The sequence below is a fragment of the Variovorax atrisoli genome, assembly GCF_014195185.1.
Lineage (GTDB): Bacteria > Pseudomonadota > Gammaproteobacteria > Burkholderiales > Burkholderiaceae_C > Variovorax > Variovorax atrisoli.
On record NZ_JACIBG010000010.1, the window covers coordinates 1 to 25,965 of the forward strand.

At 67.4% G+C, this 25,965-nt stretch carries 22 protein-coding genes; 12 read left to right on the plus strand and 10 right to left on the minus strand.

Translation table 11 applies throughout. From position 1 onward, the window contains the following. The coding region (locus FHY06_RS28885; protein WP_184607146.1) for a non-ribosomal peptide synthetase at positions 1-3,216 on the plus strand (3,216 nt) is incomplete at its 5' end. A gap of 170 nt (positions 3,217-3,386) precedes the next feature. On the opposite strand, the gene FHY06_RS28890 is transcribed toward FHY06_RS28885, so the two are convergent. The 4 genes from FHY06_RS28890 to fhuF form a co-directional block, all read right to left on the minus strand. Then, positions 3,387-5,738 (minus strand): TonB-dependent siderophore receptor, encoded by a 2,352-nt coding sequence (locus FHY06_RS28890; RefSeq protein ID WP_145758974.1) that lies wholly within the window; start codon positions 5,736-5,738, stop codon positions 3,387-3,389. Between the two features lie 257 nt (positions 5,739-5,995). After that, positions 5,996-7,306 (minus strand): lysine N(6)-hydroxylase/L-ornithine N(5)-oxygenase family protein, encoded by a 1,311-nt coding sequence (locus FHY06_RS28895; RefSeq protein WP_184607147.1) that lies wholly within the window; start codon positions 7,304-7,306, stop codon positions 5,996-5,998. Positions 7,307-7,402: 96 nt separating this feature from the next. Then, a complete protein-coding gene (locus tag FHY06_RS28900) occupies positions 7,403-8,248 on the minus strand; it encodes a formyl transferase (RefSeq protein WP_184607148.1) in 846 nt (281 codons plus the stop codon). Between the two features lie 104 nt (positions 8,249-8,352). Beyond that, on the minus strand, positions 8,353-9,129 hold the full coding sequence (gene fhuF, locus FHY06_RS28905) for a siderophore-iron reductase FhuF (RefSeq protein ID WP_184607149.1): 777 nt from the start codon (positions 9,127-9,129) through the stop codon (positions 8,353-8,355). A 246-nt stretch (positions 9,130-9,375) separates the two neighbouring features. On the opposite strand from fhuF, the gene FHY06_RS28910 reads away from it, so the two are divergent. From FHY06_RS28910 to FHY06_RS28945, 8 genes are all read left to right on the plus strand, one after another. Beyond that, positions 9,376-11,058, plus strand: coding sequence for a cyclic peptide export ABC transporter (locus FHY06_RS28910; RefSeq protein ID WP_184607150.1), 1,683 nt, complete (start codon positions 9,376-9,378; stop codon positions 11,056-11,058). Next, complete coding sequence (locus FHY06_RS28915) at positions 11,055-11,657, plus strand: Fur family transcriptional regulator (RefSeq protein ID WP_184607151.1); 603 nt, start codon at positions 11,055-11,057, stop codon at positions 11,655-11,657. The genes FHY06_RS28910 and FHY06_RS28915 overlap by 4 nt, the downstream gene beginning before the upstream one ends. Positions 11,658-11,669: 12 nt before the next feature. Beyond that, a complete protein-coding gene (locus FHY06_RS28920) occupies positions 11,670-12,857 on the plus strand; it encodes an efflux RND transporter periplasmic adaptor subunit (protein ID WP_184607152.1) in 1,188 nt (395 codons plus the stop codon). Beyond that, positions 12,854-14,851, plus strand: a complete 1,998-nt coding sequence (locus FHY06_RS28925; protein ID WP_184607153.1) for an ABC transporter permease — start codon at positions 12,854-12,856, stop codon at positions 14,849-14,851. Before FHY06_RS28920 ends, FHY06_RS28925 begins: the two co-directional genes overlap by 4 nt. Before the next feature lie 2 nt (positions 14,852-14,853). After that, complete coding sequence (locus FHY06_RS28930) at positions 14,854-16,296, plus strand: efflux transporter outer membrane subunit (protein WP_260310753.1); 1,443 nt, start codon at positions 14,854-14,856, stop codon at positions 16,294-16,296. Further along, complete coding sequence (locus FHY06_RS28935; protein ID WP_184607154.1) at positions 16,287-17,603, plus strand: PepSY-associated TM helix domain-containing protein; 1,317 nt, start codon at positions 16,287-16,289, stop codon at positions 17,601-17,603. The genes FHY06_RS28930 and FHY06_RS28935 overlap by 10 nt, the downstream gene beginning before the upstream one ends. A gap of 118 nt (positions 17,604-17,721) precedes the next feature. Continuing rightward, positions 17,722-17,961 (plus strand): hypothetical protein, encoded by a 240-nt coding sequence (locus FHY06_RS28940; protein WP_184607155.1) that lies wholly within the window; start codon positions 17,722-17,724, stop codon positions 17,959-17,961. Next, positions 17,958-18,185 (plus strand): hypothetical protein, encoded by a 228-nt coding sequence (locus tag FHY06_RS28945; protein WP_184607156.1) that lies wholly within the window; start codon positions 17,958-17,960, stop codon positions 18,183-18,185. The genes FHY06_RS28940 and FHY06_RS28945 overlap by 4 nt, the downstream gene beginning before the upstream one ends. A gap of 31 nt (positions 18,186-18,216) precedes the next feature. Here FHY06_RS28945 and FHY06_RS28950 read toward each other — a convergent pair whose 3' ends face one another. The 4 genes from FHY06_RS28950 to FHY06_RS28965 all read right to left on the minus strand — a co-directional run bounded on the left by FHY06_RS28950 (position 18,217) and on the right by FHY06_RS28965 (position 22,023). Beyond that, positions 18,217-19,281, minus strand: coding sequence for a FecR family protein (locus FHY06_RS28950; RefSeq protein ID WP_309936346.1), 1,065 nt, complete (start codon positions 19,279-19,281; stop codon positions 18,217-18,219). Beyond that, positions 19,278-19,898 (minus strand): RNA polymerase sigma factor, encoded by a 621-nt coding sequence (locus tag FHY06_RS28955; protein ID WP_184607157.1) that lies wholly within the window; start codon positions 19,896-19,898, stop codon positions 19,278-19,280. The genes FHY06_RS28950 and FHY06_RS28955 overlap by 4 nt, the downstream gene beginning before the upstream one ends. A gap of 272 nt (positions 19,899-20,170) precedes the next feature. Further along, entirely contained in the window at positions 20,171-21,616 is a 1,446-nt protein-coding gene (locus tag FHY06_RS28960) for an FAD-binding oxidoreductase (RefSeq protein WP_184607158.1), read from the minus strand. Further along, a complete protein-coding gene (locus FHY06_RS28965; RefSeq protein WP_019655750.1) occupies positions 21,613-22,023 on the minus strand; it encodes a DUF2069 domain-containing protein in 411 nt (136 codons plus the stop codon). Before FHY06_RS28965 ends, FHY06_RS28960 begins: the two co-directional genes overlap by 4 nt. A 108-nt stretch (positions 22,024-22,131) precedes the next feature. Here FHY06_RS28965 and FHY06_RS28970 point away from each other — a divergent pair, with 108 nt between their 5' ends. Further along, complete coding sequence (locus tag FHY06_RS28970) at positions 22,132-23,343, plus strand: YihY family inner membrane protein (protein ID WP_019655751.1); 1,212 nt, start codon at positions 22,132-22,134, stop codon at positions 23,341-23,343. Positions 23,344-23,443: 100 nt separating this feature from the next. On the opposite strand, the gene FHY06_RS28975 is transcribed toward FHY06_RS28970, so the two are convergent. After that, positions 23,444-23,785, minus strand: a complete 342-nt coding sequence (locus FHY06_RS28975; protein WP_019655752.1) for an Mpo1-like protein — start codon at positions 23,783-23,785, stop codon at positions 23,444-23,446. Positions 23,786-23,887: 102 nt separating this feature from the next. Between FHY06_RS28975 and FHY06_RS28980 the strand changes: the two genes are divergently transcribed. Next, on the plus strand, positions 23,888-24,280 hold the full coding sequence (locus FHY06_RS28980; RefSeq protein ID WP_019655753.1) for a thioredoxin family protein: 393 nt from the start codon (positions 23,888-23,890) through the stop codon (positions 24,278-24,280). A gap of 18 nt (positions 24,281-24,298) precedes the next feature. Further along, a complete protein-coding gene (locus tag FHY06_RS28985) occupies positions 24,299-24,961 on the plus strand; it encodes an NAD-dependent epimerase/dehydratase family protein (protein WP_184607159.1) in 663 nt (220 codons plus the stop codon). On the opposite strand, the gene FHY06_RS28990 is transcribed toward FHY06_RS28985, so the two are convergent. After that, entirely contained in the window at positions 24,945-25,913 is a 969-nt protein-coding gene (locus FHY06_RS28990; RefSeq protein ID WP_132756404.1) for a LysR family transcriptional regulator, read from the minus strand. The two genes, FHY06_RS28985 and FHY06_RS28990, sit on opposite strands and share 17 nt — an antisense overlap. Positions 25,914-25,965: the final 52 nt, after the last annotated feature.

Below are 25,965 nucleotides of genomic sequence, written 5' to 3' on the forward strand. Positions count from 1 at the left end.
GTGAGCGCGGCGACGCTGTTCCACCTGGCGTGGGCGCTGGTGCTGGGCAAGGCCACGGGCAAGGACGACGTGGTGTTCGGGACGGTGCTGTTCGGCCGGATGCAGGGCGGGGAGGGGGCGCAGAGGGCGCTGGGGTTGTTCATCAACACGCTGCCGCTGAGGGTGAGGCTGGGAGCGAGGGATGTGCTGGCGTGCGTGAGGCAGACGCACGAGGCACTCACGCAGCTGCTGCACCATGAGCACGCGAACCTGTCGCTGGCGCAGCGCTGCAGTGCGCTGCCGGGGGGCACGCCGTTGTTCTCGGCACTGCTGAACTACCGGTACAGCCCGGAGCCCGAGGTGATCGAAGGCCAGGATGCGGTGCCCATGTGGGAAGGCATGGACGATCTTGGTGGACAGGAACGCACCAACTATCCCTTCGGCATGTCGGTGGATGATCTGGGCAAGGACTTCGAGCTGGTGGCGCAGATTCACGAAGCGGTGAGTGCGCAGCGTATCTGCGGCTTCATGCGCATGGCCATCGACGGGATCGTGGCTGCACTGGAGAAGCATCCTGCGCAGCCCATTCGCGAACTGGATGTGATCTCCGATGCCGAGCTCAGTCAGCTGACGGCATGGGGATCGCAACACCAATCTCAGGAATCCTCAGTCGGCGACCCGATCCACAGCCGGATAGAGCGCGAGGCGGCGCAGCATCCGGATGCCACTGCACTGGTCTTCGGCGATGAGTCCCTGAGCTACGGCGAACTCAATGCGAGGGCGAACCGCCTGGCCCACCGCCTGATCGCCCTGGGCGTGAAGCCCGAGAGTCGGGTGGGCATCGCGGTGGAACGCTCCATCGAGATGGTGGTGGGTATCCTGGCGGTGCTCAAGGCCGGCGGTGCCTACGTGCCCCTGGACCCCGAGTACCCGGCGGACCGCTTGTCCTACATGGTGCAAGACAGCGGCATCGAGCTGCTGCTGACCCAGAGCCACCTGGGCGCACTGCCCGGAGCTGAATCACTCCAGGTGCTGCCGCTCGACACGCTCGATACCGCGTCCGAGCCCGACGGCAACCCGCAGGTCGCGCTGCACGGCGAGAACCTGGCCTACGTCATCTACACATCGGGCTCCACAGGCCGCCCCAAGGGCGCGCAGCTGTGCCACCGCAACGTGACGCGACTGCTGGACGCCACGCAGCACTGGTTCGGCTTCTCGCCAGACGATGTCTGGACGATGTTCCACTCCTACGCCTTCGATTTCTCGGTGTGGGAGATCTTCGGAGCGCTGTGCACCGGGGGCAAGCTGGTGGTCGTGCCGTTCTGGGTGAGCCGCTCGCCGGAGGACTTCCTGCAGCTGCTGCGCGCGCAGCGCGTGAGCATCCTGAACCAGACACCATCGGCCTTTGGGCAGCTGGTGGCACTGCCGCAGGCGCTGGAGGGAGGGTTGGCGCTGCGCGCGGTGATCTTCGGAGGCGAGGCGCTGGACCCGCAGCGGCTGAGGCCCTGGATCGAGCGCTACGGGGACGGCAGCCCGCAGCTGATCAACATGTACGGCATCACCGAGACGACGGTGCACGTGACCTACCGGCGCATCACGCGGGCGGACCTGGGTCAGCAGCGCAGTCCGGTGGGAGTGGCGATCCCGGACCTGGGGATGCAGGTGCTGGATGGGCAGCTGGGGCCTGTGCCGCAGGGGGTGGCGGGGGAGCTGTATGTCAGTGGGGAGGGGTTGGCTCGGGGGTACCTGAAGCGAGCCGCCTTGACCGCGGAGCGCTTCATCGCAACAGAGAAGGGGCAGCGCCTGTACCGCACGGGGGACCTGGTGCGGTGGAACAATGAGGGCCAGCTGGAATACCTGGGCCGGATCGATCATCAGGTGAAGGTGCGTGGGTTCCGCATCGAGCTGGGGGAGATCGAGGCGGGGCTGCAGGCCCAGGAGGAGGTCCGGGAGGCGGTGGTCGTGGCGAACGAGGGCCCGGCCGGGACCCGGCTGGTGGCCTATGTCTCGGGCCAAGGCATCGATACGGCAGTGCTCAAGCAGAAGCTGGGCGAGGTGCTGCCGGATTACATGGTCCCGAGCGTGATCGTGGAGTTGGAGGCGCTGCCGCTGAACGCGAACGGGAAGGTGGACCGCAAGGCGCTGCCTGCACCGGAGTTCACGAGCGACAGGGCGTACGAGGCGCCCGAGGGCGAGGTCGAGCAGACCCTGGCAGCCATCTGGGCCGAAGTCCTCGGAGTGACCCGTGTGGGCCGCAACGACAACTTCTTCGAACTCGGCGGCGACTCCATCATCAGCCTCAAGCTCATCGCTCGCATTCGCGAGAGCGTTCCTGGCGGAAGCTGGCTGTCCCTGATCGACGTAATGCAAAGCGGCTCGTTGAGGGATCTCGCGGCTCGCCTGCGCCAGAAGTTCGAGCAGGAGCACAACGCCGTCTGCTTAAACGCAACAGGCAGCGGAACGCCGCTCTATTGCCTGCCGGGCCTGATGGTCAACTCACGCGAGTTCCTGCCGCTGGCGCAGGCACTGCAGGATGACCGGCCGGTCTACGGTTTCGCTTGCCACGTCTTCACGCGAAAGCGTTGGCGCGGCTTCGATGTCCAGGCCATTGCCGCGGAGTACGCGGACTTCATTGCGGCGACTGCCTTGCAGGGGCGCTGCGCGCTGCTCGGCTGGTCGTCGGGTGGCGATCTTGCGTTCGAGGTGGTGCGCCAATTGCAGGGTCGCGTCGAGATCGAATTCGTAGGCATGGTCGACGTCTTCGAGAACACCGCCCTGCGGGCCACGCGCACCCTCACAGACGTGCAGCGCCGGCAGGCCGAGGAGGCACTGGCCGCCTGGCTGGCACGTTCGCAGATGGCCGACCGCTGGCATGAACTGCTGGCGCGGATGGGTGGCTCCGAGCGCGCATACGTGCTCGAGGAAATGCTGTTTGCCGGCCGCGAGTTCCCCCTCGACGGGCCGGGCGAAGAATCGCTGGAATGCGAAATGTGGATCCGGCTCGACAAGCGCCTGCGGGCAGAGCAATACGCCTACGACCGCATCGACGTGCCCATGCACGTCTTTCTCGCGGATGCGTCGCTGCAGGAACGCGGCGTGCTGAGGAACTGGTCGGACAGCGCCCCGGTGCTGTCGTCCGAGATCGTGCCCGACGCCGATCACCTGAGCATCATCCGACACCCGCAGATGCTCACCAGCCTGAGGCAGCACCTGGCACGCACGGAGGTGCTGGCGTAGCGCGATCGCGTGCGGGTCACGGCCCGCACGCACGCGAGCAGACAAACAGAAATTGAGAAGAGGAAAGTGAAAGAAAAACGGCCTTCAGAAATGAAGGCCGTTTTTGTCTTGAGAAGACAGGATAAGAAGGGTCTCCGGGAGCTGACGCGCTCCCGGCCGGCGCGTCCCCGTCAGAAACGGTAGGTTGCCGTAGCGACGACCTTGCGCAGCTCGCCGTAGCGACAGCTACCCGAACTGCAGTTGCTGATGTAGGTCTTGTTGGTCAGGTTGCGCACGTTCAGCGCCAGGCTCCAGCGCTGGAAGTCGTAGCCGACGAGTGCGTCGATCAGCGTGTACGACGGCACCTTGGCTGCCGCGGACTCCTGGTAGCCGTGGTTGGAGCCCATGAAGCGCGCGCCAAGGCCCACCTTGATGCCGGAATCGAAACGGTAGTCCGTCCACACCGACAGCTGGTTGCGCGACACGGCCTGCATCTGCTTGCCGATTTCGCTCGCCGTGCTGCTGGCCGTGACCACCGCCTTCGGCGTGTAGGTGTAGGCTGCGATCACGTTCATGTTCTTGACCGGCTGGAAGGCTGCTTCCAGCTCGAGGCCGCGCACCAGGATCTCGCCCGTCTGCTTCGGCTGGTAGGTCGAGTTGTAGGTGATGTAGTTCTGGCGGCGCAGGTCGAAGATCGCTGCGCTGTACTTGCTCTTGCCGTCCAGAGGCTGGTAGCGCACGCCGGCTTCATACTGGCGTCCGGTCTCGGGCTTCAGCGGCTTGCTCGTCTCGGGGTCGATCGTCACCGTCGGCGAGAACGACTCGGAATAGCTGATGTACGGCGCCCAGCCGCTCGGATGCAGGTAGACCAGGCCCGCGCGGCTCGTGAACTTGTGGTCCGTGATGCGCGTCGTCGATCCGTCGAGGTAGTTGTTCAGGCGGGCGGTCGCGGTGTCATAGCGGCCACCCAGCGTGGCGACCCAGTTGCCCCACTTGATCTGGTCTTGCAGGTAGAAGCCGGTCTGCTCAAGGCTGGTCTTGGCGTCGAACCACGGGTCCAGGGGGACGACGTCGTTCGTGTACACCGGGTTGTAGCCGTCGATGTTCGAGACCGTGCCGGCGTTGTAGGTGCGCTGGTAGTTGCGCGAACGCTGGTAGTCGACGCCGAACAGGAAGGTGTGCTGCCAGTCGCCGAGCTTGAACTTGGCCTGCGCCTGGTTGTCTATCGTGAAGAGCCGCGCGCTCTCCTTGCTGCCGAAGGGGAAGCGGCTCAGCGTGCGGAAGTTGGCCGGGTCCGAAGGCACGTCGGGGTTGACGGTCACGAAGTTGCTCGCGTTGTAGACCTGCCGGTAATCGACCTTGATGGAGCCGTAGCGCACGTTCTGGCGCAGCGTCCAGGTGTCGTTCACGCGGTGGTCGAGCAGGTAGCCCACCATCCACTGGTCCTGGTTGAAGTGGTCGAAGCCGGGCTCGCCCACGTAGGTCTTCGGCGAGAACTTGCCGTTCGGGTTGGGCAGCAGCGTGCCGACTTCCGGGAAGCTGCCGTAGGAGCTGCCGTCACGGATGCGCAGGTAGTGCGACAGCAGCGTGAGCGAGGTGTCGCTCGACGGCTTCCAGGTGAGCGACGGCGCGATGTACGTGCGGTCGTTCGGCAGTCCGCTGGCGTCCAGCTTGGCGTCGCGCACCAGCCCGGTGATGCGGTACAGCACCTTGCCCTGCTCGTCGAGCGGGCCCGAGAAGTCGCCCGCGACCTGGCGGCGGGAGTTGTCGCCGAGCTGCACCTGCAGTTCGCGCAGCGGCTCCTCGGTCGGACGCTTGCTGACCACGTTGATCATGCCGCCGGGGCCGGTCTGCCCGTACAGCACAGACGACGGGCCGCGCAGGACCTCGATGCGCTCGGTGCCGTAGTTCTCGGTCTGCCAGACGGCCCAGCCGTTGTTGTTGCGCAGCTGCAGGCCATCCAGGTAGTAGCCGGGCGTCTGCGCGTCGAAGCCGCGGATGATGGTCCAGTCGAAGCGCGAATCCGCACCCCATGGCGACACGTTGATGCCGGGCGTGTAGGCCAGCGCGTCCTTCAGGCGCAGTGCGCCGGTGGCCTCGATGAAATCGGATGTGACGACCGAGATCGATTGAGGGGTTTCGATGATCGGCGTGTCGGTCTTCGTACCGACGGCATTGCGCTTGGCGACATAGCCCTTGAGCGGGCCCGAAGCCGTTTCGGCCTCGCCTTCCGCGAGAACGGTGACGGTGGGGAGCGTCGAGGAGGAAGAGGCCGGCACGTCCGCGGCGCGACGGACGGCGTAGCCGCCGTTTTCAGTCCGGGTGGCGCGCAGGGCGGTGCCTGCGAGCATGGTCTCCAGGGCCTGCGCCACGGTCAGCCTGCCCGACACCGGTTGGGAGCCGACGCCGGCCACCACGTCGCCTGCGGCAAAGACCTGAACGCCGGTCTGCCGCGAGAGCTCGTTCAGTGCCGTTGCCACAGGCTGTGCCGGCACCTTGACCTCGAACACCTGCACGGCCGCCTGACCCGGCGTCTGAGCCATGGCAACGGGGCTCAGCAAGCCGAGGGCAGTTCCGAAGGTGGCAGCGAGCGCGGCATTCAGTAGATGTTGACGAGGCAAGGGACGCATAAGTCAGGGACTCCAGGGTTTCAATTAAAAGTAAGACGTATTTACCTTCAGGCGCGGATGCCGGCCCGATTTCCGGTCTCTGGCGCTTTTATGAGTAAGACGTTCGAACTCATAAAACAGAGACACACCGTCGTAACTTTTTCACCCCGGGGTCCGATGCCCGAAAAAACTCAGGTTCCGATCGCTTCGTGCTCCTGGTGCTCCTGGTGCACCTGGACGGCAGGACCGGCCGGCGTCGCGAGCAGGGCGCTGCCGATCTCTCCGGTACGCACCGACGTGACCGACAGCAGGGTGTCGCTGAGGCCGTGCGAATCCTCGCAGGCGCCCTGCAGGTAGATGGCCGGGCGGAAGTCAGGCGTGCCCTGCAGCCGGTAATGCCGGTCGACCGAGTAGTCCCCCAGGTACGGGTCCAGCGGCGACAGCAGCGTCTTGTGATGCTCCCTTGCATAACCCGTGGCGAGCACGACTGCGTCGTACCTGATGGTGCTTTCGCGCATCGCGTTCTGGTCCCACAGCGTGAGGTGCACGCCGTGGCCGTCGGCAGTCACTTCGCGGATGTCGTGCCGGCGCAGGAGGCGCAGCCGGTTTCCGCCGATCACCCGCTGCTGGTAGAAGGACTTGAAGATCTGCTGGATCAGCTCGAGGTCGGCCACGGCGTAGTTGGTATGCCAGAACTCGTCAAGCAGTGCCGCGCGCTCGGCCTCCGAGCGGCTGAAGGTGTAGTCGGTGAACTCGGCGTTGAATATCTCGTTCACGAAGGGGCTGTCGTCCGCCGGGCGGATCGAGCGGGCACGCGTGATGAGGTCGACCTGCGGCGTGCCGGGGCGGCCCTGCAGGTCCATGAAGATCTCGGCTGCACTTTGCCCCGCGCCCACCACGGCCACCCGCCGCGGGTTGCCGATCTGTGCGATGTCCTGCAGGTAGGTGCTGGAATGAAACACGCGCGGGTCGTTCCGCAGGGTGCGAAAGCTGTCGGGAATGTTGGCCATGCCGCCGATGCCGACCACCAGGTTGCGCGTCAGCCGCTCGACGAGCTTGCCCGAGTGGTTGCGCGAGCGCACGCGCAGCAGGGCTACTTCGCCGCCTTTTTCCTCGGGAAGCACCTCGAACACCTCTTCGCCGTAGGCGCAGGCGTCGTCGAACTGCTCCGCGGCCCAGGACAGGTAGTCGTTGAACTCGTGGCGACTCGGGAAGAAGCTCTTGAGGTTGACGAAGTCCGTCAGTCGGCCTTTTTCGTGCAGGTAGTTGATGAAGGTGAAGCGGCTGGTCGGGTTGCGCAGCGTCGCCAGGTCCTTCAGGAACGAGATCTGCATGTGCGCATGGTCCAGCAGCATGTGCGGGTGCCAGGCGAAGCTCAGCTGCTTCTCGATGAACAGGGCGTCGAACGGGCGGCCCGCATGGCGCTTTTCCTCGAGCGCGATGGCCAGCGCGATGTTGGACGGGCCGAACCCGATCCCGATCAGATCATGGACGTGTTGCATTGAAGATCGACTCCTGTGTATGAAGAGGGCTCGCATGCGCGAGTGAGGCAATCGCCCAGGAAATTGCTGGACATGGCGCCGGGTGCGCTCGGGTGTTCACGCGGCAACCGGGGCCATGGTGGTCTCGGCCAGCAGGGCCAGGCCCTGGTGCAGCGCGGGAAACAGGCTGTTGTTGAAGTTGTTCCAGCGCAGTTCCAGGATCGTTTCTCCGGGCTCGATCTTCGTGTCGAGCACGTCGAAGATGACCTCGCCGGAGTCGATGCCGTTGTCGACGTAGTGGAACGACGCGCCGGTCATGGTGACCGGGGCGACATCGACTTTCTCGAGGGTGTTCCAGTCGATCACCCGCTTGCCCTGCGCGCCGTACAGCGCGTCCAGCGTTGCGTGGGCGCCGCGGCGCTCATAGGGCGACTCGATGCGCGTGATGCCGGGATGGATATTCGCGATCCGCCGGTGAAACGGCGCGCCCGGGCGCACCAGTTCGTCGAGGATCACCAGCAGCCCGTCGAGCACGACGACGTCGGCCTCGAGTTCCACCAGCTTGTCGTACAGGCGGCGCTCGAAGTCGCTCTTTCCCTTGGCGCGGTCGGGGGCGTCGAGGGGCAGTTGCCGGTAGGTCGACGCGATGGGGTGCAGCATGTCGTTCAGCCGCTTGCCTTGCGTGCGCAGGTCAGCGGGGAAGATCCATTTCTTGCCCGGCTCGCAGGCGAAGCCGTAGTCCTGCAGCGACTTGCGGTCGCGCGGCGAACTCTGGTCGTCGTCGTAGATGATCCCCTCGAGCGAATACGCGTCGCCCAGCGACGTGCCGTCCAGCGCCTCGGCGAGGTATTCGAGCGGTGACTTCATGTAGCGCCGCTCGCCCTTGTAGTCGATGAACTGGCCGGCCTGGTCGGCCGCGGCATTTCTCAGGGACAGGATGTAGACGAGTTTGGCTTTGGACATGGGCGTTCGATGTTGGTCTGGTCTGAAGTGGTGGCTGATGTGCCGCCGCCTGAGAAAGACGAGGCAGCCGTGAATCTGTTCATCTGCGAGGGCTCATGCGCCGCTCAGGCGTTCCGTTCTTCCGCTTCGGCCCGGTCCCTGCGGTACGCAGGTGCGAGCGGGCATGGGCCGCAGTGCGTCTCGCCGGGCAGCAGGTGGTTCAGGCAGCAGTGCCGGTACAGCGTCAGGGTTTCGCAGCGGCCGGCCTCGATCCTGCGCACCTCCCGCCGGGGCGCGTACAGGGGATGGACGCGCGCCTGCGGCCAGGTCGCGTCGCGCAGCAGCCGGTCCCGGTCCTGCGTGATCGGCGCCGCGCAGCCGGTCATGGCCAGTGCTTCGTTCAGGATGGTCTCGATGTGCCGCGCCGTGTTGCTCCAGAGAATCTTTGGCGCGAGCTTCGTCAGGCGGCTGATGGCTGCGAAGAGCGGCTCCAGGTGCTGCCAGAACATCGGCGCATAGCGCTGCGCAGTGCTGGCGCCTGGCATCGGCCGGCCCAGGTCGCGGATGTGGAAGCCGAGCGGATCGCCGGCTTCGTCGAAGCTCACCCAGACCTGTTCCGGCGCCGCCGGAAAGGCATGCTGCAGCACGCTGGCTGCAGCCACCATTGGCGGCAGCCACATGCCCAAGTACTCCAGGCTCCATGCGGAGGCTACCGCCCGCAGATCGCGGGCATCGGCGCCGAGATGTCGGGCCTGGCGATATAGCAGGTCGGTCAGCAGGGCGGGGTCGTGCAGCAGATCGGCCACCCCGATGGCATTGGCGGGCGGCTGCGGCGCGCAATGGAGGGCCTCGCCATGCCTCGCGTGCTCTCCCTGGAACAGGGGTTCCAGCAGCGCAATCATGGCCCGGTCCGGGACTCGGAAGGCAAATGGAATTCGGCGTGCATGCAGATAGGACGGACGGAGGGCTCCGGTGTTCACGCTGAGGCCGCATGAACATTTCGGAGCGTCGCCCGTTGAATGGGGAGCGGCTCCGAGCTGCCGGCGACCCTGGCCATCCGCCCGGTCGTCTTCCATTCGTTACCCGTCCGGTCGCTGGAGGTCCACGCTGCCGGGTCGTTGTCGCCCCAGGGGCGGAAAGACTTTCGCATGACATCTTCGAATGGCGATGCCGCCGAAATCAGGCGCCTGCTGAGGCCCTTTCTCCCATGGATGGCCTTGTCGTCGTTCACCGGCATCGCCGCCGGCGTGGCCACCGTACTGCTGCTGGCCACGATCAACAAGGTGCTGAACACGTCCGGCGGCCTCGCCGGCGGCCTGCTGCTGACTTTCGTTGCGCTGTGCGCGGTGTCGCTGATCGGTCGCGTGGTCTCGGACGTCTCGACCAATCTCGTCGGGCAGCGACTCGTCTCGCAGATCCGCAAGAGCCTGGCCCAGAAGATCCTGTCGGCGCCGATCGATGCGCTGGAGCGCTATCGCACGCACCGGCTGATGCCCGTGCTGTCGCAGGACGTGGACATGATCAGCGACGTGGCCTTCGCTTTCTCCGCGACGCTGATCTCGCTGGCCATTGCCCTGGGATGCCTGACCTATCTGGCGGTGCTGTCGTTTCCGCTGTTCTGCGTGCTGATGGTGGCACTGGTCATCGGCATCTCCATACAGGTGGTGGCACAAACCCGCGGCGTGGCCGGCTTCTGGAAGGCGCGCGACTACGAAGAGCAACTGCACAAGGCCTACCGCGGCATCAGCGAGGGTGCGAAGGAGCTGCGCATGCATCGCTCGCGCCGCGCGCTGGTGTTCGGCGGGCAGATCGAACGCATCGTCGACAGCATCCGCACCGTCAACAGCCGGGCGATCAACACCTACGTGATCGCCACGGCCTTCGGTTCGGCGCTGTTCTTCCTGCTGATCGCTCTGATCCTGGGCTGGGCGGCCTTCCGCAACACCGATCCCGTGGTGCTGAGCGGTTTCGTTCTCGTGCTGCTGTTCCTCAAGGGGCCGATGGACCAGATCGCAGGCGCGCTGCCGGGCGTGGGCCGTGCCAAGGTGGCGTTCCAGCGCATTGCCGACCTGTCGACGCGCTTCGCAAGCCCCGAGCCGCATCTGCACCTGGACCGCGCGCCTAGCGAAGTGCGCCTGGGCAGCGCCATCGAACTGCGCGGAGTGCGCTATGCCTTCGACGCCGCGGAGGGCAGCGACGCGTTCGTGCTGGGCCCCGTCGACCTGCGGTTGAACAAGGGCGAGCTGGTCTTCGTGGTCGGTGACAACGGTTCCGGCAAGACTACCATGATCAAGCTGCTGCTGGGCCTCTATGCGCCGCAAGGCGGGGAGATATTCGTCGACGGCAAGGTCGTCACGCCCGAGGCCCGGGACGACTACAGGCAGCTCTTCACCACCGTGTTCTCCGACTTCTACCTCTTCGAGGATCTGGTGGCGGACGGCTCCGGCGGCGCGTCCTCTGCCGGCCTGCCCGAGGCTGCGTTGCCGTACCTCGAACGCCTGGAGATCGCGCACAAGGTCTCCGTGAAGGATGGCTTGTTCACCACCACCGATCTTTCCACCGGCCAGCGCAAGCGCCTGGCGTTGGTGCATGCGTATCTCGAAGGGCGGCCAGTGCTGGTGTTCGACGAATGGGCGGCCGACCAGGATCCGACCTTCCGTCATCTGTTCTACACCGAGCTGCTGCCCGAGCTGCGTGCCAAGGGGCACCTGCTGGTCGTGATCTCGCACGACGACCGCTACTTCCACCTGGCCGACCGCGTGATCACCATGCGCGCGGGGTGCATCGCGGAAGACCGCGCCCGGCCCCGACTCGAAAGCCTCGCCGCGTGAACGACCAACCGCAAGCACATGAAGCCCTGCCGCAGCCGCCGCGTCCCGCCTTCCTGGCGCAACTGCGGGCGGCCAACCTGCGACCGTCCGCGGTGCGCGTCTGCGTGCTCCAGACCCTCGCGGATGCCGGTGAGGAGTGGCAGCGAGGCGAAGAAGTCTTCCGCCGCATGCTGCTGCGCGGCACCTCGGTGAGCTTGACGACGGTCTACCGCATCCTCAAGGAGTTCGAGCAGAGCGGCCTGATCATGCGCGAATGGGTGCGAAGCCGCGGCGGTGCTCTGGCGGTGTTCCGCTACAAGATGCCGGACGCCGAGCCCTGCGGCGTGCGCATGCGCTGCGGCGGCTGCGGAGCCGTCGCCGAGGTTCATGACCGCGATCTGCGCGAGGTGCTCATGCGCGTGGCGCTGAGCCGGGGGTTGCCGTCGGCCGGTGCGTTCGACGTGCAGATCCACGGCCCCTGCTCGACGTGCCGGAGCCAGGGTGCGACGCCACAGGGTCCGTATGAGTCGCAGTTCGGAGAGCCCGGCGGCCATGGCGCCGGAATGCTGCCGCTGGCCGGCTTTCATTCCCGGCCGCGCACGCAGCGTCTTTCGGCCTAGCGGGGTGGCGGGATGAACAGTGGTGTCAGTAGCGGTGCCCCGAAGCGCGCCGGTCGCCGCTACGCGGTGGCTCTGTCGCTCGTTTCGCTGGCGGCCGTGGCGGGCGCCGGCATGCTCTGGGGGCGCGGCTCCGCTGCCGAGGTCGAGTCGGTGGCAGTGGCGCGGACGACCATCGAATCGAGCGTAACCGCGCTTGGCGTGCTGCAGCCGCGGCACTATGTGGACGTGGGCGCGCAGGTCTCGGGCCAGATCCTCAAGCTGCGGGCGCAGCCCGGCGACATCGTCGCCAAGGGGCAGTTGCTGGTCGAGATCGATCCGAGCGTGCAGCAGGCCACGGTCGACGCGGGCCGGGCGTCGCTCGCGGGCCAGCGGGCACAGCTGGCGGACCAGCAGGCGCAGCACCGCCTCGCGCAGCAGCAACAGGCGCGGCAGCGCCAGATGGCTGCCGACGGTGCGACGCGCGAAGAAGACGTGCAGAGTGCGGAGGCCACGCTGGCTTCCGCCGCCGCGCGAGTGCGCAATCTCGAAGCCCAGATCGCGCAGACCCAGGCCACGCTGAAGGCCGACGAGGCCAGGCTCGGCTACACCCGTATCTACGCGCCGATGGCCGGCACCATCGTGTCCGTCGAGGCGCGCGAAGGCCAGACGCTGAATGCCGCCTACCAGACGCCGAATGTGCTGCGCATCGCCGACCTGTCGTCGATGACTGTGTGGTCCGAGGTGTCGGAGGCGGACGTGCGTCGCATCAAGGCGGGCATGCCGGTCTACTTCACCACGCTCGGCGAAAGCCGGCGCCAGTGGCAAGGCAAGGTGCGCCAGCTGCTGCCTGCGCCGCCGCTGCCGGAGAACAAGTCCGGCAACAGCGACAGCGGAGCGCGCCAGTCGGCCGCGTCCAGCAAGGTGGTGGTCTATACCGCGCTCTTCGATGTCGACAACGCCGACGGCGAGCTCATGCCGCAGATGACCGCGAAAGTATCGTTCGTCGAGTACGCCGAGAAGGACGTGCTCACTGTGCCGCTGGCTGCACTCGTGCCCGTGGCCGGCAGCGCCGACCGCTTCACCGCCCGTGTGTTGCGCGCCGACGGCAAGGTGGAGCGGCGCGAGTTGCGCATCGGTGTGCGCAACCGCCTGGCGGCGCAGGTGCTCGAAGGGGCGCAGGCCGGCGAGCGCATCGTCGTGGGCAAGGCGGCGAAGGAATGACACCGCCTCGGAAGCCCGCGCGCGGGGAGACCCCCAGGCCCCTGATCGAGTTGCAGGACATCCGCAAGTCGTACGGTGGCCGCGAAGGGGAGGGCGGCGCGGAAGGCGGCAGCCCCGCCGTGACGGTGCTGCACGGCATCTCCCTGCAGCTGCACGCGGGCGAGTTCGTCGCCATCGTCGGTGCCTCGGGGTCCGGCAAGTCCACGCTCATGCACATCCTCGGCTGCCTCGACCGGGCCAGCGCGGGACGCTACCTCTTCGACGGGCGCGACGTGTCCACCTTCGACGGCGATGCGCTCGCGTGGCTCCGCCGCGAGGCCTTCGGTTTCGTGTTCCAGGGCTACCACCTGGTGCCCAGCGAATCGGTGCTGGAGAACACGGAGATTCCCGCGCTCTATGCCGGAATGCCGGAAGCCGAGCGGCATACGCGTGCCGTTGCCCTGCTCGAACGGCTGGGCATGGGCACGCGGCTGCACCACCGGCCGCACCAGCTCTCGGGCGGCCAGCAGCAGCGCGTGGCCATCGCGCGTGCGCTGATGAACGGTGGGCGGATCATCCTTGCGGACGAGCCCACCGGCGCCCTGGACAGCAAGAGCGGCGCCGAAGTGATGGCGTTGCTGCACGAGCTGGCGGACGCGGGGCACACCGTGATCCTCATCACCCACGACCGCTCGGTGGCGGCGCAGGCGCGGCGCATCATCGAGATCCGCGACGGGCGCATCGTCGAGGACTCGGGCGGCATGGAGCAGCCGGCCGTTGCGGTCGACATCGAGATGCCCGACCTGCAGGCATCGCGCGGCGGAGCCTCCATGGCGGCCGACATGCGCGAGGCCACGCGCACGGCGTGGCGCGTGATGTGGAGCAACCGCTTTCGCACCGGGCTCACGCTACTGGGCATCGTCATCGGCGTGGCATCGGTCATCGTGATGCTCGCGGTCGGGGGCGGCTCGCAGAAGAAGGTGATGGCGCAGTTTGAGACCTTCGGCACGCGGACCATGTTCGTCTCGGCCCAGGTCGCGAGCACCCGCAATCCCGGCGCGCCGCTGACGCTGGCCGACGCGGAGGCCCTCCGCATGCTGCCCAACGTCGAGGGCGTGGCGCCCTACATCGAGGACAAGGTGGTGGTGCGGCGCGGCAACATCGACCACCTGACTGAAGGCGGCGGCGCCACGATCGACTTCTCTCCGGTGCTCGGATGGGGCGTGGCCGAAGGCGTGATGTTCGATGCGGACGACGAACTGCGCGTCGCCAAGGTCGCCGTGATCGGCCAGACGGTGCGCAAGCTGCTTTTCGCGGACGGTCAAAGCCCCGTCGGCCAGGACATCCTGGTGGACAAGGTGCCGTTCCAGATCGTCGGCGTGCTTGCCGCCAAGGGCGCCAACGACGGCGAGGACCAGGACGACCGCGTGGTGGTGCCGCTGTCCGCGGCAACGACGCGGATCTACGGTCACCCGCATCCGACGTGGATCGCCGTGCAGGTGCGCGACATCGAGCGGGCGCAGGAGACGGCGGAGGCCATCGAGGCGCAGCTGGCGCGCCAGCAGGCCGGCCGCGAAGTGCGCATCTGGAACCGCGTCGAGGCGCTGCGCGTGCAGACCGAGACGGCGCGCGCGATGACGCTGATGCTGGGGCTGATCGCCATCGTGTCGCTGATCGTCGGCGGCATCGGCGTGATGAACGTGATGCTCATGACGGTGCGCGAGCGCACGCGCGAGATCGGCATCCGCATGGCGACGGGCGCGCGCCAGCGCGACATCCTTCGGCAGTTCATGACCGAGGCGGTGCTGGTGACTTCGGTGGGTGGCACCGTGGGCGTCGTCGCGGGGCTGGGCATCGTCGTGGGGCTGATGCTGGCCGGCGTGCCGGTGCTGTTCTCGCTGGCGGCGAGCGTGGGGGCCTTCGGCTGCGCAGTGCTGACGGGCCTGATCTTCGGATTCATGCCGGCGCGCAATGCCGCGCGGCTTGACCCTGTGGTGGCACTGGCGGGAGAGTGACCATGCCCAGGACGCGCCCGGTTTACGTTGCCTGTTGGATGGCCTTGCTGTGCGCGGCGTTGACGTCCGGCTGTGCGCTGCACGGCGACCGTGCCGAGCGCGCGGTGGAGCTTCCCTCCGTGTGGCGTCACGCGCAGGTCGACGACACCACGGGTCCGATCGATGCGCAATGGTGGCGCAGCTTCGGCAGCACGGAGCTCGACGCGGTGATTGCGCGCGCCCAATCGCAAAGCAACGATCTGGCCGCTGCTGTCTCGCGGGTGCGGCAGGGCGATGCGCGGGCGCGCATCGCCGGCGCGGCACTGCAGCCCCAGGTCACGGCCAGCCTCGGCATCGGCCGCGAGGGGCGCCTAGGCGGTGACGCCACGGTCGCCGGCAGCACTTATGCCGCGGGTTTTGCCGCCAACTATGAACTCGACCTGTGGGGCCGAAGCGCCGCGTTGCGCGACGAGGCGCTGCAAGGCTCGCGCGCCAGCACCTTCGACCGCGACACGGTGCGGCTCACGGTGACGGCAGACGTCGCCGGCAGCTGGCTGCTTGCGCTGGCCTTGCGTGAGCGCGCCGAGATTGCCACGCGCAATCTCGACAATGCGCGTCGCGTGCTGGCACTGGTGGAGGCGCGCAGCCGCGCCGGCGCCGTGTCGCCGCTGGATCTCGCGCAGCAGCGTGGACTGGTGGCTGCACAGCGGCGCGCACACGCGGCGTTGCGTCAGCAGGCCAGCGATGCGGAGACTGCGCTCGCACTGTTGCTGGGCACCACGGCAAAGGCGTTCGAACTGCAAGGGCCGCGGCTCGACGCGCTTCAGGTTCCCGTCATCGGCGTGGACGCGCCCTCTGCCCTGCTGGTGCGCCGCCCGGACATCGCGCGCGCGGAAGCCCGGTTGGCCGCCGCCGACGCCAACGTGCTGGCGGCACGCGCCGCGCTGCTGCCGACCGTTTCCCTGAGCGCGACGGTGGGCACCGGGGAAAGCCGTTTCGGCAGGCTCTTCGACAATCCGCTCTACGGCCTGGCTGCCGGTCTGGCGGCGCCGGTCTTCGACGGAGGGCGTCTGGCCGGCAATCGGCAACTGGCCGAGGCGAAGCGCGAAGAACTGCTGGCCGACTACCGGGCCGCTATCGTCGGTGCGTTCGCGGATGCTGAGACCGCGCTGAATGGTGTGTCGGCGATCGATGCGCAGGCCGCTGCACAAGCAGCCGAGCTTGCCGAGGCGCGCCGTGCGGCCGAATTGTCCGAAGCCCGCTATCGCGCTGGCGCCGAGACCCTGCTCGCATTGCTCGATGCGCAGCGCACTCTCTACGCCGCGCAGGATCTTTCGGTGCAGCTGCGCATGGCGCGTCTGCAGGCACGGGTCTCGCTCTACCGTGCAATGGGCGGTGGATGGCAGGAGCCCCGGTGCACGGGTGTCGCGCCCGCCGCCGATGAAGGACATACCGAATGCGCTTGATGCTCGTGGCCCTGCATCGCTGGGCCGGCCTCCTGATGGCCGCATTTCTGTTCGTCGCCGGCCTGACTGGCGCCGTGATTTCGTGGGACCACGAAATCGACGAATGGCTCAATCCGCATCTCACATCTGCCCGCACGACCGGGTCGGCCTTGTCGTCGCTGGAGCTGGCCAGGCAGATCGAGGCGCGGCATCCGCAGGTGCAGGTATCGGCGCTGCCGATGGCCGTCGAGCCGGGGCATTCGCTGGCCTTCAGCGTTCAGGCGCGTGTCGATCCCGCCACCGGCCAGTTGTTCAAGCCCGGCTTCAACCAGGTCTTCATCGATCCGGCTTCCGGCGAAGAACTCGGGCGGCGCGAATGGGGTGCGGTCTGGCCGATCAGCAAGGAGAACTTCGTCTCGTTTCTCTACGTACTGCACTACAGCCTGCACCTGCCGAAGTTCTGGGGCATCGATCGCTGGGGCGTATGGCTGATGGGCGCGATCGCGCTCGTCTGGACCATCGACTGCTTCACCGGCTTCTACCTGACGCTGCCGATGCGCCGGCCGAAGAAGCCCGCGGCGGGCGAGGCGCGCGCAGCCGACGGAGCCAAGGCCTGGTGGCAACGCTGGAAGCCGGCGTGGAAGGTCCGCTGGCGCGGCGGTTCATACAAGCTGAATTTCGACCTGCATCGCGCCGGTAGCCTGTGGACCTGGGCGCTGTTGTTCATCGTGGCGTTCACCGCCTTCTCGCTGAATCTGTACCGGGAGGTGTTCTTCCCTGCAATGTCGCTGGTGTCCGACGTGACGCCCATGCCTTTCGAGCAACGCCAGCCCGCCCCCGAGGAAAAACCGGTGATCCCCCGGCTCGGCTATGCAGATGTGCTCGGCAAGGTAACGCAGGAGGCGCAGCGTCTCGGCTGGCAGGAACCCGTGGGGGAGCTCTTCTATGCCGAGCTTTTCGGCATCTACGGCGCGCAGTTCTATGCGCCGGAAGACGAGCATGGGTCAGGCGGCGTCGGACATCGGATCCTGTATATCGATGGCGTCGACGGGCGCTTCGTCGGCATCCGCGAGCCGTGGAAGGGCACGGCCGCCGATATCTTCGTGCAGGCACAGTTCCCGGTGCACTCGGGCCGCATCCTCGGGCTGCCGGGGCGCATCCTGATTTCCGTGATGGGCCTGGTGGTAGCGATGCTGAGCGTGACCGGCGTCGTGATCTGGCTGCGCAAGCGCAAGGCGTACCTGAAATCCCGGGAGCAGCAACAGAAACAGCAGGTCACAGGGCCTCCCGTGCTGCAGCCCACGACGGGTGCGGAAACGCCCGGCTGAACATTCCGGTTTTCGAAACGTCATTTTCAGGAGACGCCTTTGCGCGCCGGCATTCCCGGCCCTGCATCGGCCTCGACGGTCGTCGTTCCGAATCAACAACACAGCGCCTGGAGTAGCAGTGGTCCCGCAAAACGATCCGAAGGCGCAGTACGCCGAGGAAACCGCATGGCGTCTCTACATGGACCTCAGGGAGAACCCATGCCGCACGGGCGCGTTGAAGCTGACGCACTGGTTGCGGGAGGACCAGGCGCATCCGCGCGCATTCGATCGCGCCCTGCGCCTCTGGGCGCTCGCGGGTGCCGCGCTGGTCGTCAGTCACCGCAGGAATTTTCATCCGCCCACGGGCGGGCTCGAATGAAGCGCGACCGGCCGGTCATGCGCACGCTCGTGCCCGCGGAGTGCATTCGCACCGCGGCGTCGCTCTTTGCCTGCGTGCATGCGTCACCGAGCTTGCAGAACGCCGAGCAACTGGCCCAGTGGTTGGGAAAGGACCCGCGCCATCTGCGTGCGCTCGACATCGCGCTGGCGGAGTGGGGCTTGGCGCAGTCCGGCCACCCTGTCGGGAACGTGCCCGGCGCCTGAGAGTCGGGCAGGCGGCGAAGGACCGACCGGCTCAGCGCACTCGCAGGGCCACGCTGCCATCCGGCCGTGGTTCTGTGGCGAGGGGCAGGATCGTCGGCAACACGGCAACGAGGCCATCGGAATCGTTGGTGCGGAAGCGGCCCGACAGTCGCATCGCGTCGATGCGAGAGTTCGTGCTGACGATGGGGCGTGCGCGATAGCTGTTGACTGCGGCCAGGGCGTCGCCGAGCGGCGTATTCTCGAAGACCAGCCAGCCGCTGCGCCAGGCGGACAGGGCGGCCGTGTCCGTCTGCCGCACGGCAGCTGCGTGGCCGTCCTGGATTTCCAGCAAATCGCCCATGCGCAGATCGATTACTTCCGCTTCCGCGCCGGTGGCGCCGTCCCGCGGCGACACGCGCACGCGCACATGGCCATTCTCCACGCCCACTGTGAGCGGGCCGCCGCGGTCGCGCACAGTGAATGCGGTACCGACCACTTCGATGCTGGCACCGCGCGTGCGGACGTGAAAGGGGCGGGTCGTGTCGCGCGCCACTTCGAAGCGCACTTCGCCGTGCGCCATGTCGACGGTACGGCGCTGGCGATAGAGCGTCACATCGATCGCGCTCTGCGGCGCCAGGTCGAGCTGGCTGCCGGACGCATCGCCGCGGCCGTCGGTCAGCGTCACCTTGAGCATCTGCGCGGTCCGGGTTTCGTAGGCTGCGCGAAACACTGGTTGCTGCCAGTACCACTGCACGCCTCGGCCCGCGACCAGGCCGGTACCCAGGAAGGCCGCGACCGAAAGCAGCATCTTGCGGCGCTGCTGGCGGTGCGTCGACGTCGTGGCGGCAGCTGCCGCGTTGGCCATCAGAGCGGCTTCGGGTTCGTCGAAGTGCGCGCGCAGGTCGCTTGCCATGCCGCCGAGCGCATCCCAGCGCTCGTGCGCCTCCTGCACGGCTGCCGCGTGCTCCGCCGATTTGCTGCGCCACTGGTCGAGCAACGCGCGGGCGCGGCCCGCGGCTTCGCCGGTGGCGATCTCGCCTTCGACGATCAGCGCGAGCGCGCGCTCGATCAGCCGTTCGCGCGGAGGAGCGCCGACCGCCATGCTGCCGCCGTTCACGAGAAGTCTTCTGCCAATGCCGCGTCGAAGCCCGGCCGGCTCAGCACGACCTGGGGTTCGATCAGCTCCGAGCGCAGTTCGGCGAATACGCGCGAGCAGTCGATGGTGGCGCGCAGCAGGTGCTTGGCCACGGCCATCTCGGTGATGTTCAGCCGCTGCGCTATTTCACTGCGCGTGTGGCCGTAGGCGCGAAACAGCAGGAAGACTTCGCGCCGGCGCGGCGGCAGTTGTTCCATGGTTTCGACCACCCGCGCCAGAACCCGTTGCTGGGCCACGACGTATTCGCTGGACTGCGCCGTCTGCTGCGTGCCGATGCCTGCATGCGTGCCGGCCCACTCCTGAGCGACCTTGCGCCGGCGAGCGTCGTCGACGCACAGGTTGCGCGCCACGCGAAACAGCAGGGCCCGCGGCGATTCGATGGCGTTGGCATTGGAGTCCAGCAGGTCGGACGGGGCATCGCCGCGATTGCCGCCGCGCGCCTTGAGGGCTGCCGTGTAGACCCGCTCGAAGCTCGATTGCGCGATGTCGGCCGCGTAGTGCGGATCTCTCAGGTCGCGAGTCAGCTGCCGGCGCAAGTCCGCATAGTGAGCTACAAGTTCCTGGACGAGGTCGCGCATCCGGCCGCCTTCTCGCAAGCATCGACGATGGGTCCCGGGGCTGCGTGCCCGAACGCGTCGACAAGACTGCCCCGACTTCCGCATGGGAAGAGGCGTGCAGGCCGTGCAGGCGCTTGGCTTCGAAGACCCCGGGGTTGGTGAATAAGAACTATTCTTATTGGAGTGTATCACCGAATTGTTGGCTCCAGACATGACTGCGGCGCGTCACGGATCGCCCGGCTGCTTCGCGCCGGGAAAGAGCGGGCCTGGGCGGACGCGGGCCGCAGGTCTGCCTAGACCCGGATCACCCGCCCGGGATTCAGGATGTTCTTCGGATCAAGCCCCCGCTTGATCGCCCGCATCATCTCCAGCGCCACCGGCGACTTGTGCTTCTCGAGCTTGTCGACCTTGAGCGAACCCACGCCGTGCTCGGCCGAGAACGAGCCGCCGAACTTCTCGACCGCGTCGTACACCAGCGTGTTGATGCGCTCTTCCTCGTTCTTCAGGAAGGCCTTGGTATCGACGTTCTCCGGCGCCTGAACGTTGTAGTGCAGGTTGCCGTCGCCCAGGTGGCCGAAGTTGACCAGCCGCACGCCGGCGATCTCGCGCGCCAGCAGCGCGTCGGTCTCCTGAACGAAGGCAGGGATGCGCGAGACGGGAATCGAGATGTCGTGCTTGATGTTCAGGCCTTCCTCGGCCTGTGCGAGCGGAATGCTCTCGCGGATGTGCCACAGCTGGTGCGCCTGCGTGAGGTTCTCGGCCACCACCGCGTCGGTCACGCAGCCGTCCTCGAAGGCGGTTTCGAGCAGCGCCTCGAAGCGCGCGCGGGCGTGGTCCTCGGATTCGCTGTCGGAGTTCTCCAGCAGCACGCAGTAGGGCACTGAATCGTCGCCGATGAAGGGCACGCGCAGCTGGGGCATGTGCTTGTCGACCAGGCTCAGCGCGAACTTGCCCATCACCTCGAAGCCGGTGAGGCCGGGGCCCAGGTGCTTGTGGGCGAGGCCCAGCAGGGTCACCGCGTGGTCGAGTGACGGCACCGCGGCCCAGGCTGTGAGCTGCGCGGCGGGCAGCGGGTAGAGCTTCATGGTCGCCGCGGTGATGATGCCCAGCGTGCCCTCGCTGCCGACGAACAGGTCGCGCAGGTCGTAGCCGGTGTTGTCCTTGCGCAGGCCGCTGGTACCCTCCCAGATCTCGCCCTGCGGCGTGACCACCTCCAGGCCCAGGCACAGCTCGCGCGTGTTGCCGTAGCGCACGACCTGCGTGCCGCCCGCGTTGGTCGCGAGGTTGCCGCCGATGGTGCAGCTGCCCTCGGCCGCGAGGCTCAGCGGGAACAGGTAGCCGGCTTTCTCGGCGGTTTCCTGCAGCGTCTGCAGGATGCAGCCGGCCTCCACCGTCATCGTGAGGTTGGCGGCGTCGATGGTGCGGATCGCGTTCATGCGCTGCAGGCTCAGCACCACCTGCGTGCCGCTGTCGTCCGGAATGGAGCCGACCGCGAGGCCGGTGTTGCCGCCCTGTGGAATGACGGCCGTGCCGGCCGCGGCGCAGGCCTTGACCACGTCGGCCACCTGCTGCGTGTTGGCCGGACGCACCACGGCCAGCGACCTGCCGCGCGAGCGCTTGCGCCAGTCCTGCTCGTAGGCGGTGAGGTCGCCCTCGTTGAGCACGTGCGAGGCGCCGACGATGGCGCGCAGTCGTTCGATCAGGGCTGTGGAAGAAGCGGTAGTGGTGGCAGTGATCATTGGGCGGAAGCCTCCAGTTGGCGGGCAGCGTTCTTGGCGTGGCGCAGGCGAAGCCGCACATGCCAGGCGCAGGCGGCGAAGAGCACGAGGCACAGCAGCACCTCGACGAGCGCGAGCACCTGGCTCACGCCGCTGGTGTCGCTCCAGGCGCGCACCACGCCTTCGGTGAAATAGAGCCAGATCATCAGGCTGACCCAGCGGTAGGTGTACATGCGGTTCTTCCACAGCCCCGCGAGCGGAATGACCAGCGGCAGCACCTTCAGCGCCATCAGCGAGCCGCCGGGTCGCAGGGGCGCCAGCCACAGTTCCCAGGCCAGGCCCAGCACGATCAGGCCGAGCAGGCTGCCCACGGCGGCCCAGCGGGTGGCACGAACGGAGGATGGTGCTAGCGGCGAATTGGCATTCATGAACGGGAGACCGCGGAACCGGCTTTGCCAAGCCGCTGGTATTGCCCCGGCGAGGGGGTTGGCGCAGCGACACGAAGTGCGCGGAGGCTGGGGGAGAGTTCAACTCCTATGATACCGGCCATGAATCGACGGCAGCTCTGGAGGGATCTTTCGCGCTTTCCGTGGCGCAACACCGCAGCGGTGCTCGGCGAGCGCTTCCGCGAGGACCGGCTCGGCCTCACGGCCAGCAGCCTGACCTTCACCACCACCATCGCGATGGTGCCCTTCTTCACGGTGGCGCTGGCTCTCTTCACCGTGTTCCCGATGTTCGCGAAGATGCAGGGCCGCCTGCAGCGCTGGCTCATCGAGAGCCTTATCCCGGACAACATCGCGCGGCAGGTGCTGGGCTACCTGAACCAGTTCGCGAGCAAGGCCAGCGGGCTCGGCATCGCGGGCCTGATCGTGCTGCTGATCACCGCCATCGCGCTGATCCTCACCATCGACAAGACGCTCAACAACATCTGGCGCGTGCGCTCGCCGCGGCCGTTCGCGCAGCGGGTGCTGATCTACTGGGCGGCCATCACGCTGGGGCCGATCATCCTCGCGGTGAGCCTTTCCACCACTTCGTACGTGGTTGCGGCCACCAGCGACGTGGTGGGACGCGGCATGGTGAAGCTGTTCTTCGACACCTTCGAGTTCTTGCTGCTCGCGGTCGGCATGGCCTCGCTCTACCACTACGTGCCCAACACCAACGTGCGCTGGTCGCATGCATGGGCCGGAGGCATCTTCGTGGCGGCGGCCATCGAGATCGCCAAGCGCGTGCTGGGCTACTACCTGAGCCTGGTGCCGACCTACTCGGTGCTGTACGGCGCCTTCGCCACGGTGCCGATCCTGCTTGTGTGGATCTACGTGGCCTGGGTGATCGTGCTGCTCGGCGCGGTCATCGCGGCCTACCTGCCCAGCCTTCTGACCGGCGTCGCGCGGCGCGGCGGCACTGCCGGCTGGCCCATGCAGTTGGCCATGGAGACGCTGCAGCACCTGGCCCGTGCGCAGGCCACGCCGGCCAAGGGCATGGGCGCGACCGAACTGGTGACGCGCATGCGCGTCGATGCGCTGCAGCTCGCGCCGGTGCTCGAGACGCTGGTGGCGCTCGACTGGATCGCGCCGCTGGCGGAAGAGCCCGCCAACGAGGACCCGCGCTACGTGCTGCTCGCCGACCCCTCGACGCCCATCGAGCCGCTGCTGAAGGAACTGCTGATGCCGCAGGCCGAACCGCTCGAGGACCTCTGGCAGAAGGGTCCGCTGCGCTCCCTGCGGCTGGGCGACGTGCTGTTGATTTGATGGGATTGTTCCAGGAACACCGCGGAACCGGCTCCGCCGGGCCGCCGGTGTTACCCCCTGCAAGGGGAGGACGACCACGCGAAGTGGGCAAGCCTGGGGGTTAGTTGATTCTTACGCGCCCCAGCCAGATGTCCCGGTACATCGCCCAGTCGCCCATGAATGAATAGAGCGGCCGCTTGAACGAGGCCGGCTTGTTCTTCTCGAAGCCGAAGTGCCCGACCCAGGCGAAGCCGTATCCAGCCAAGAGGCCTGCCAGCAGCCACCACGGATTGAGCGTGGCTACCAGCGCCACCAGGCACAGCAGCGAGATGGTCGAGCCGGCGAAGTGCAGCCGCCGGCAGGTGAGGTTGGCGTGCTCGGTCAGGTAGAAGGGATAGAACTCCGCGAAGCTCTTGAACTGGCGCGGATCGACGGCAGATGCGGGGGCGGTCGTGGTGTTCATCGTGCGAGTCTCCTGTACCCTTCGGGAGGGCTTTGTCCATAATAGCCACGACCTCCCGGCCGCACCATCCGGCCTTCCGATCACACCACCGACGCATCAGCCTTGAGCGCTATTCCAAGCCTTCCGAGCACCCCCGAGTCCGCCGGTCCGGCCGGCGATGCGCCCTGGGTCGTCTGCCTCTGCGCCGAGTGGTGCGGCACCTGCCGCGATTACCGGCCGCTGCTCCAGGAAGTGGCACGGGCGCATCCGCAGTTCCGCTTCGCCTGGGTCGACATCGAGGACCATGCCGACATCGCCGATGCCTTCGACGTCGAGACCTTCCCGACCCTGCTGGTCGCCGGTTCCGATGGCACGCGTTTCCTGGGTCCGCTGCTGCCGCATGCCGAGACGCTCTCGCGCATGCTCTCGGCGCTGCAGGCGCCGCAGCCCTCCAGCCTCGACGTCGACCTGCTGCTGGCCGTGCTGAACAAGAAGCCCGCAGTCTTCGCGGTCTGACCGGCTGGAGCCTTTCCCATGAAAGTCCTGATCTTCGGCGCCACCGGCATGGTGGGGCAGGGCGTGCTGCGTGAATGCCTGCTGGCGCCCGACGTGGAAAGCGTCGTCGCAATCGGCCGCAACCCCACGGGGCAGCAGCACCCGAAGCTGCGCGACCTGGTCCACAGGAACATGTACGACTACGGCGACGTCGAATCGCAGCTGCAGGGTTTCGATGCCTGCTTCTTCTGCCTCGGCGTGTCCTCGGTGGGCATGAAGGAGCCCGAGTACAGGCGCATCACCTACGACCTGACGCTGGCCGCCGCCACCGTGCTCGCTCGGCTCAACCCGGGCATGACCTTCACCTACGTGACGGGCGCGGGCACCGACAGCAGCGAGCGCGGCAGCAGCATGTGGGCGCGCGTGAAGGGCGCGACCGAGAACGCGCTGCTGCGCCTGCCGTTCAAGGCGGCCTACATGTTCCGTCCCGGCATGATCCAGCCGCTGCACGGCATCCGCTCGAAGACGCCGGTGTACGACGCGGCCATCGTCGTGCTCAAGCCGGTGCTCGGGCTGGCCTTTCGGCTTTGGCCGAACCGGGTGACGACCACCGAGAAGGTGGGACGCGCGATGCTGGCGGTGGCGCGCAACGGTGCGCCGAAGCCGATCCTCGACCCCGCCGACATCAACGCCCTGGGCTGATCTCCTTCTTCGTTGCGCCGGAAGCCTGCGCGCGCCCCAGCTTGCGGCGCCCCGCGCTGGCGATGGCCGCGACCAGGTGCCGCACGAAGTCCTGCGCCAGCGGCGGCAGCGTGCGGCCTTCGAGCGCCAGCACCTGCAATTGCCGCTGCTGCAGCGGCGCTTCTGCAAAAGGCCGCGCCACCACCGTGCCGTCGTCGATCAGGTGCATCACCGTGACCAGGCCCGAGAGCATCACATCGGGCGTGCGCAGCAGCGGCAGCAGCACCGAGGAGAAATTGCTCACGAAGAGCGCGCGGTACTGCAGCCCCTGCAGGCTGCAGGCCTGGTCGAAGAGCTGGCGGGCGGTCACGCCCTTGTCGCCCACGGCCAGCGGATAGCGCACCGCGTCTGCCACCGACACCACGCGCTGGCGTGCCAGCGGATGGTCGGGCCGCAGCACTGCGTACACCGGCGCGGTGGCCGAGTGCTCGATCTTCAGGCCGGGCTCGGGCGCGACCACGTACTTGAGCGCGATGTCGGTCTCGCCGCGCGCCAGCAGCGCGCTCACGCCGTCGGGCGAGCCCACGTGCAGCTCCAGCTGGCAGCCCGGGTTGGCCGACTCGAAGCTGCGCATCACCAACGGCATGAAGTGCCCCGCGAAGCCTTCGGTGCAGGCCATGCGGATGCGCCGCGCGCTCTGACCGCCGAGGTCGCGCACCTGCTCTATCACCTGCTCGATGTCGATCTGCGCATTGCGCAGGTGCGCCGCCAGCCGCTCGCCGGCTGCCGTGAGCGCCATGCCCCGCGCATGTCGTTCGAAGAGCGGCGTGCCCAGGCTGTCCTCCAGCTTGGCGATCTGCCGGCTCACCGCCGATGAGGCCACGAAGAGGCGCGCGGCCGCCTGGTTGACCGAGCCGCTGCGCGCCACTTCGAGGAAGTGCCGCATCGGGATGCTAAGGAGCGGGAGCGTCATGGCAGGGGTGGAAGTGGCCGACGTATTGCCTTCAAGGCAATGTTAGCTTGCC

Bases quoted from the DNA above. Each gene is read 5' to 3' on its own strand.
- FHY06_RS28890 (WP_145758974.1), bottom strand. From the start codon at position 5,738: ATGGCTCAGACGCCGGGTCAGGCGGCCGTGCAGGTGTTCGAGGTCAAG.
- FHY06_RS28895 (WP_184607147.1), bottom strand. From the start codon at position 7,306: ATGCAACACGTCCATGATCTGATCGGGATCGGGTTCGGCCCGTCCAAC.
- FHY06_RS28900 (WP_184607148.1), bottom strand. From the start codon at position 8,248: ATGTCCAAAGCCAAACTCGTCTACATCCTGTCCCTGAGAAATGCCGCG.
- fhuF (WP_184607149.1), bottom strand. From the start codon at position 9,129: ATGATTGCGCTGCTGGAACCCCTGTTCCAGGGAGAGCACGCGAGGCAT.
- FHY06_RS28910 (WP_184607150.1), top strand. From the start codon at position 9,376: ATGACATCTTCGAATGGCGATGCCGCCGAAATCAGGCGCCTGCTGAGG.
- FHY06_RS28920 (WP_184607152.1), top strand. From the start codon at position 11,670: ATGAACAGTGGTGTCAGTAGCGGTGCCCCGAAGCGCGCCGGTCGCCGC.
- FHY06_RS28925 (WP_184607153.1), top strand. From the start codon at position 12,854: ATGACACCGCCTCGGAAGCCCGCGCGCGGGGAGACCCCCAGGCCCCTG.
- FHY06_RS28930 (WP_260310753.1), top strand. From the start codon at position 14,854: ATGCCCAGGACGCGCCCGGTTTACGTTGCCTGTTGGATGGCCTTGCTG.
- FHY06_RS28935 (WP_184607154.1), top strand. From the start codon at position 16,287: ATGCGCTTGATGCTCGTGGCCCTGCATCGCTGGGCCGGCCTCCTGATG.
- FHY06_RS28945 (WP_184607156.1), top strand. From the start codon at position 17,958: ATGAAGCGCGACCGGCCGGTCATGCGCACGCTCGTGCCCGCGGAGTGC.
- FHY06_RS28955 (WP_184607157.1), bottom strand. From the start codon at position 19,898: ATGCGCGACCTCGTCCAGGAACTTGTAGCTCACTATGCGGACTTGCGC.
- FHY06_RS28960 (WP_184607158.1), bottom strand. From the start codon at position 21,616: ATGATCACTGCCACCACTACCGCTTCTTCCACAGCCCTGATCGAACGA.
- FHY06_RS28965 (WP_019655750.1), bottom strand. From the start codon at position 22,023: ATGAATGCCAATTCGCCGCTAGCACCATCCTCCGTTCGTGCCACCCGC.
- FHY06_RS28970 (WP_019655751.1), top strand. From the start codon at position 22,132: ATGATACCGGCCATGAATCGACGGCAGCTCTGGAGGGATCTTTCGCGC.
- FHY06_RS28975 (WP_019655752.1), bottom strand. From the start codon at position 23,785: ATGAACACCACGACCGCCCCCGCATCTGCCGTCGATCCGCGCCAGTTC.
- FHY06_RS28985 (WP_184607159.1), top strand. From the start codon at position 24,299: ATGAAAGTCCTGATCTTCGGCGCCACCGGCATGGTGGGGCAGGGCGTG.
- FHY06_RS28990 (WP_132756404.1), bottom strand. From the start codon at position 25,913: ATGACGCTCCCGCTCCTTAGCATCCCGATGCGGCACTTCCTCGAAGTG.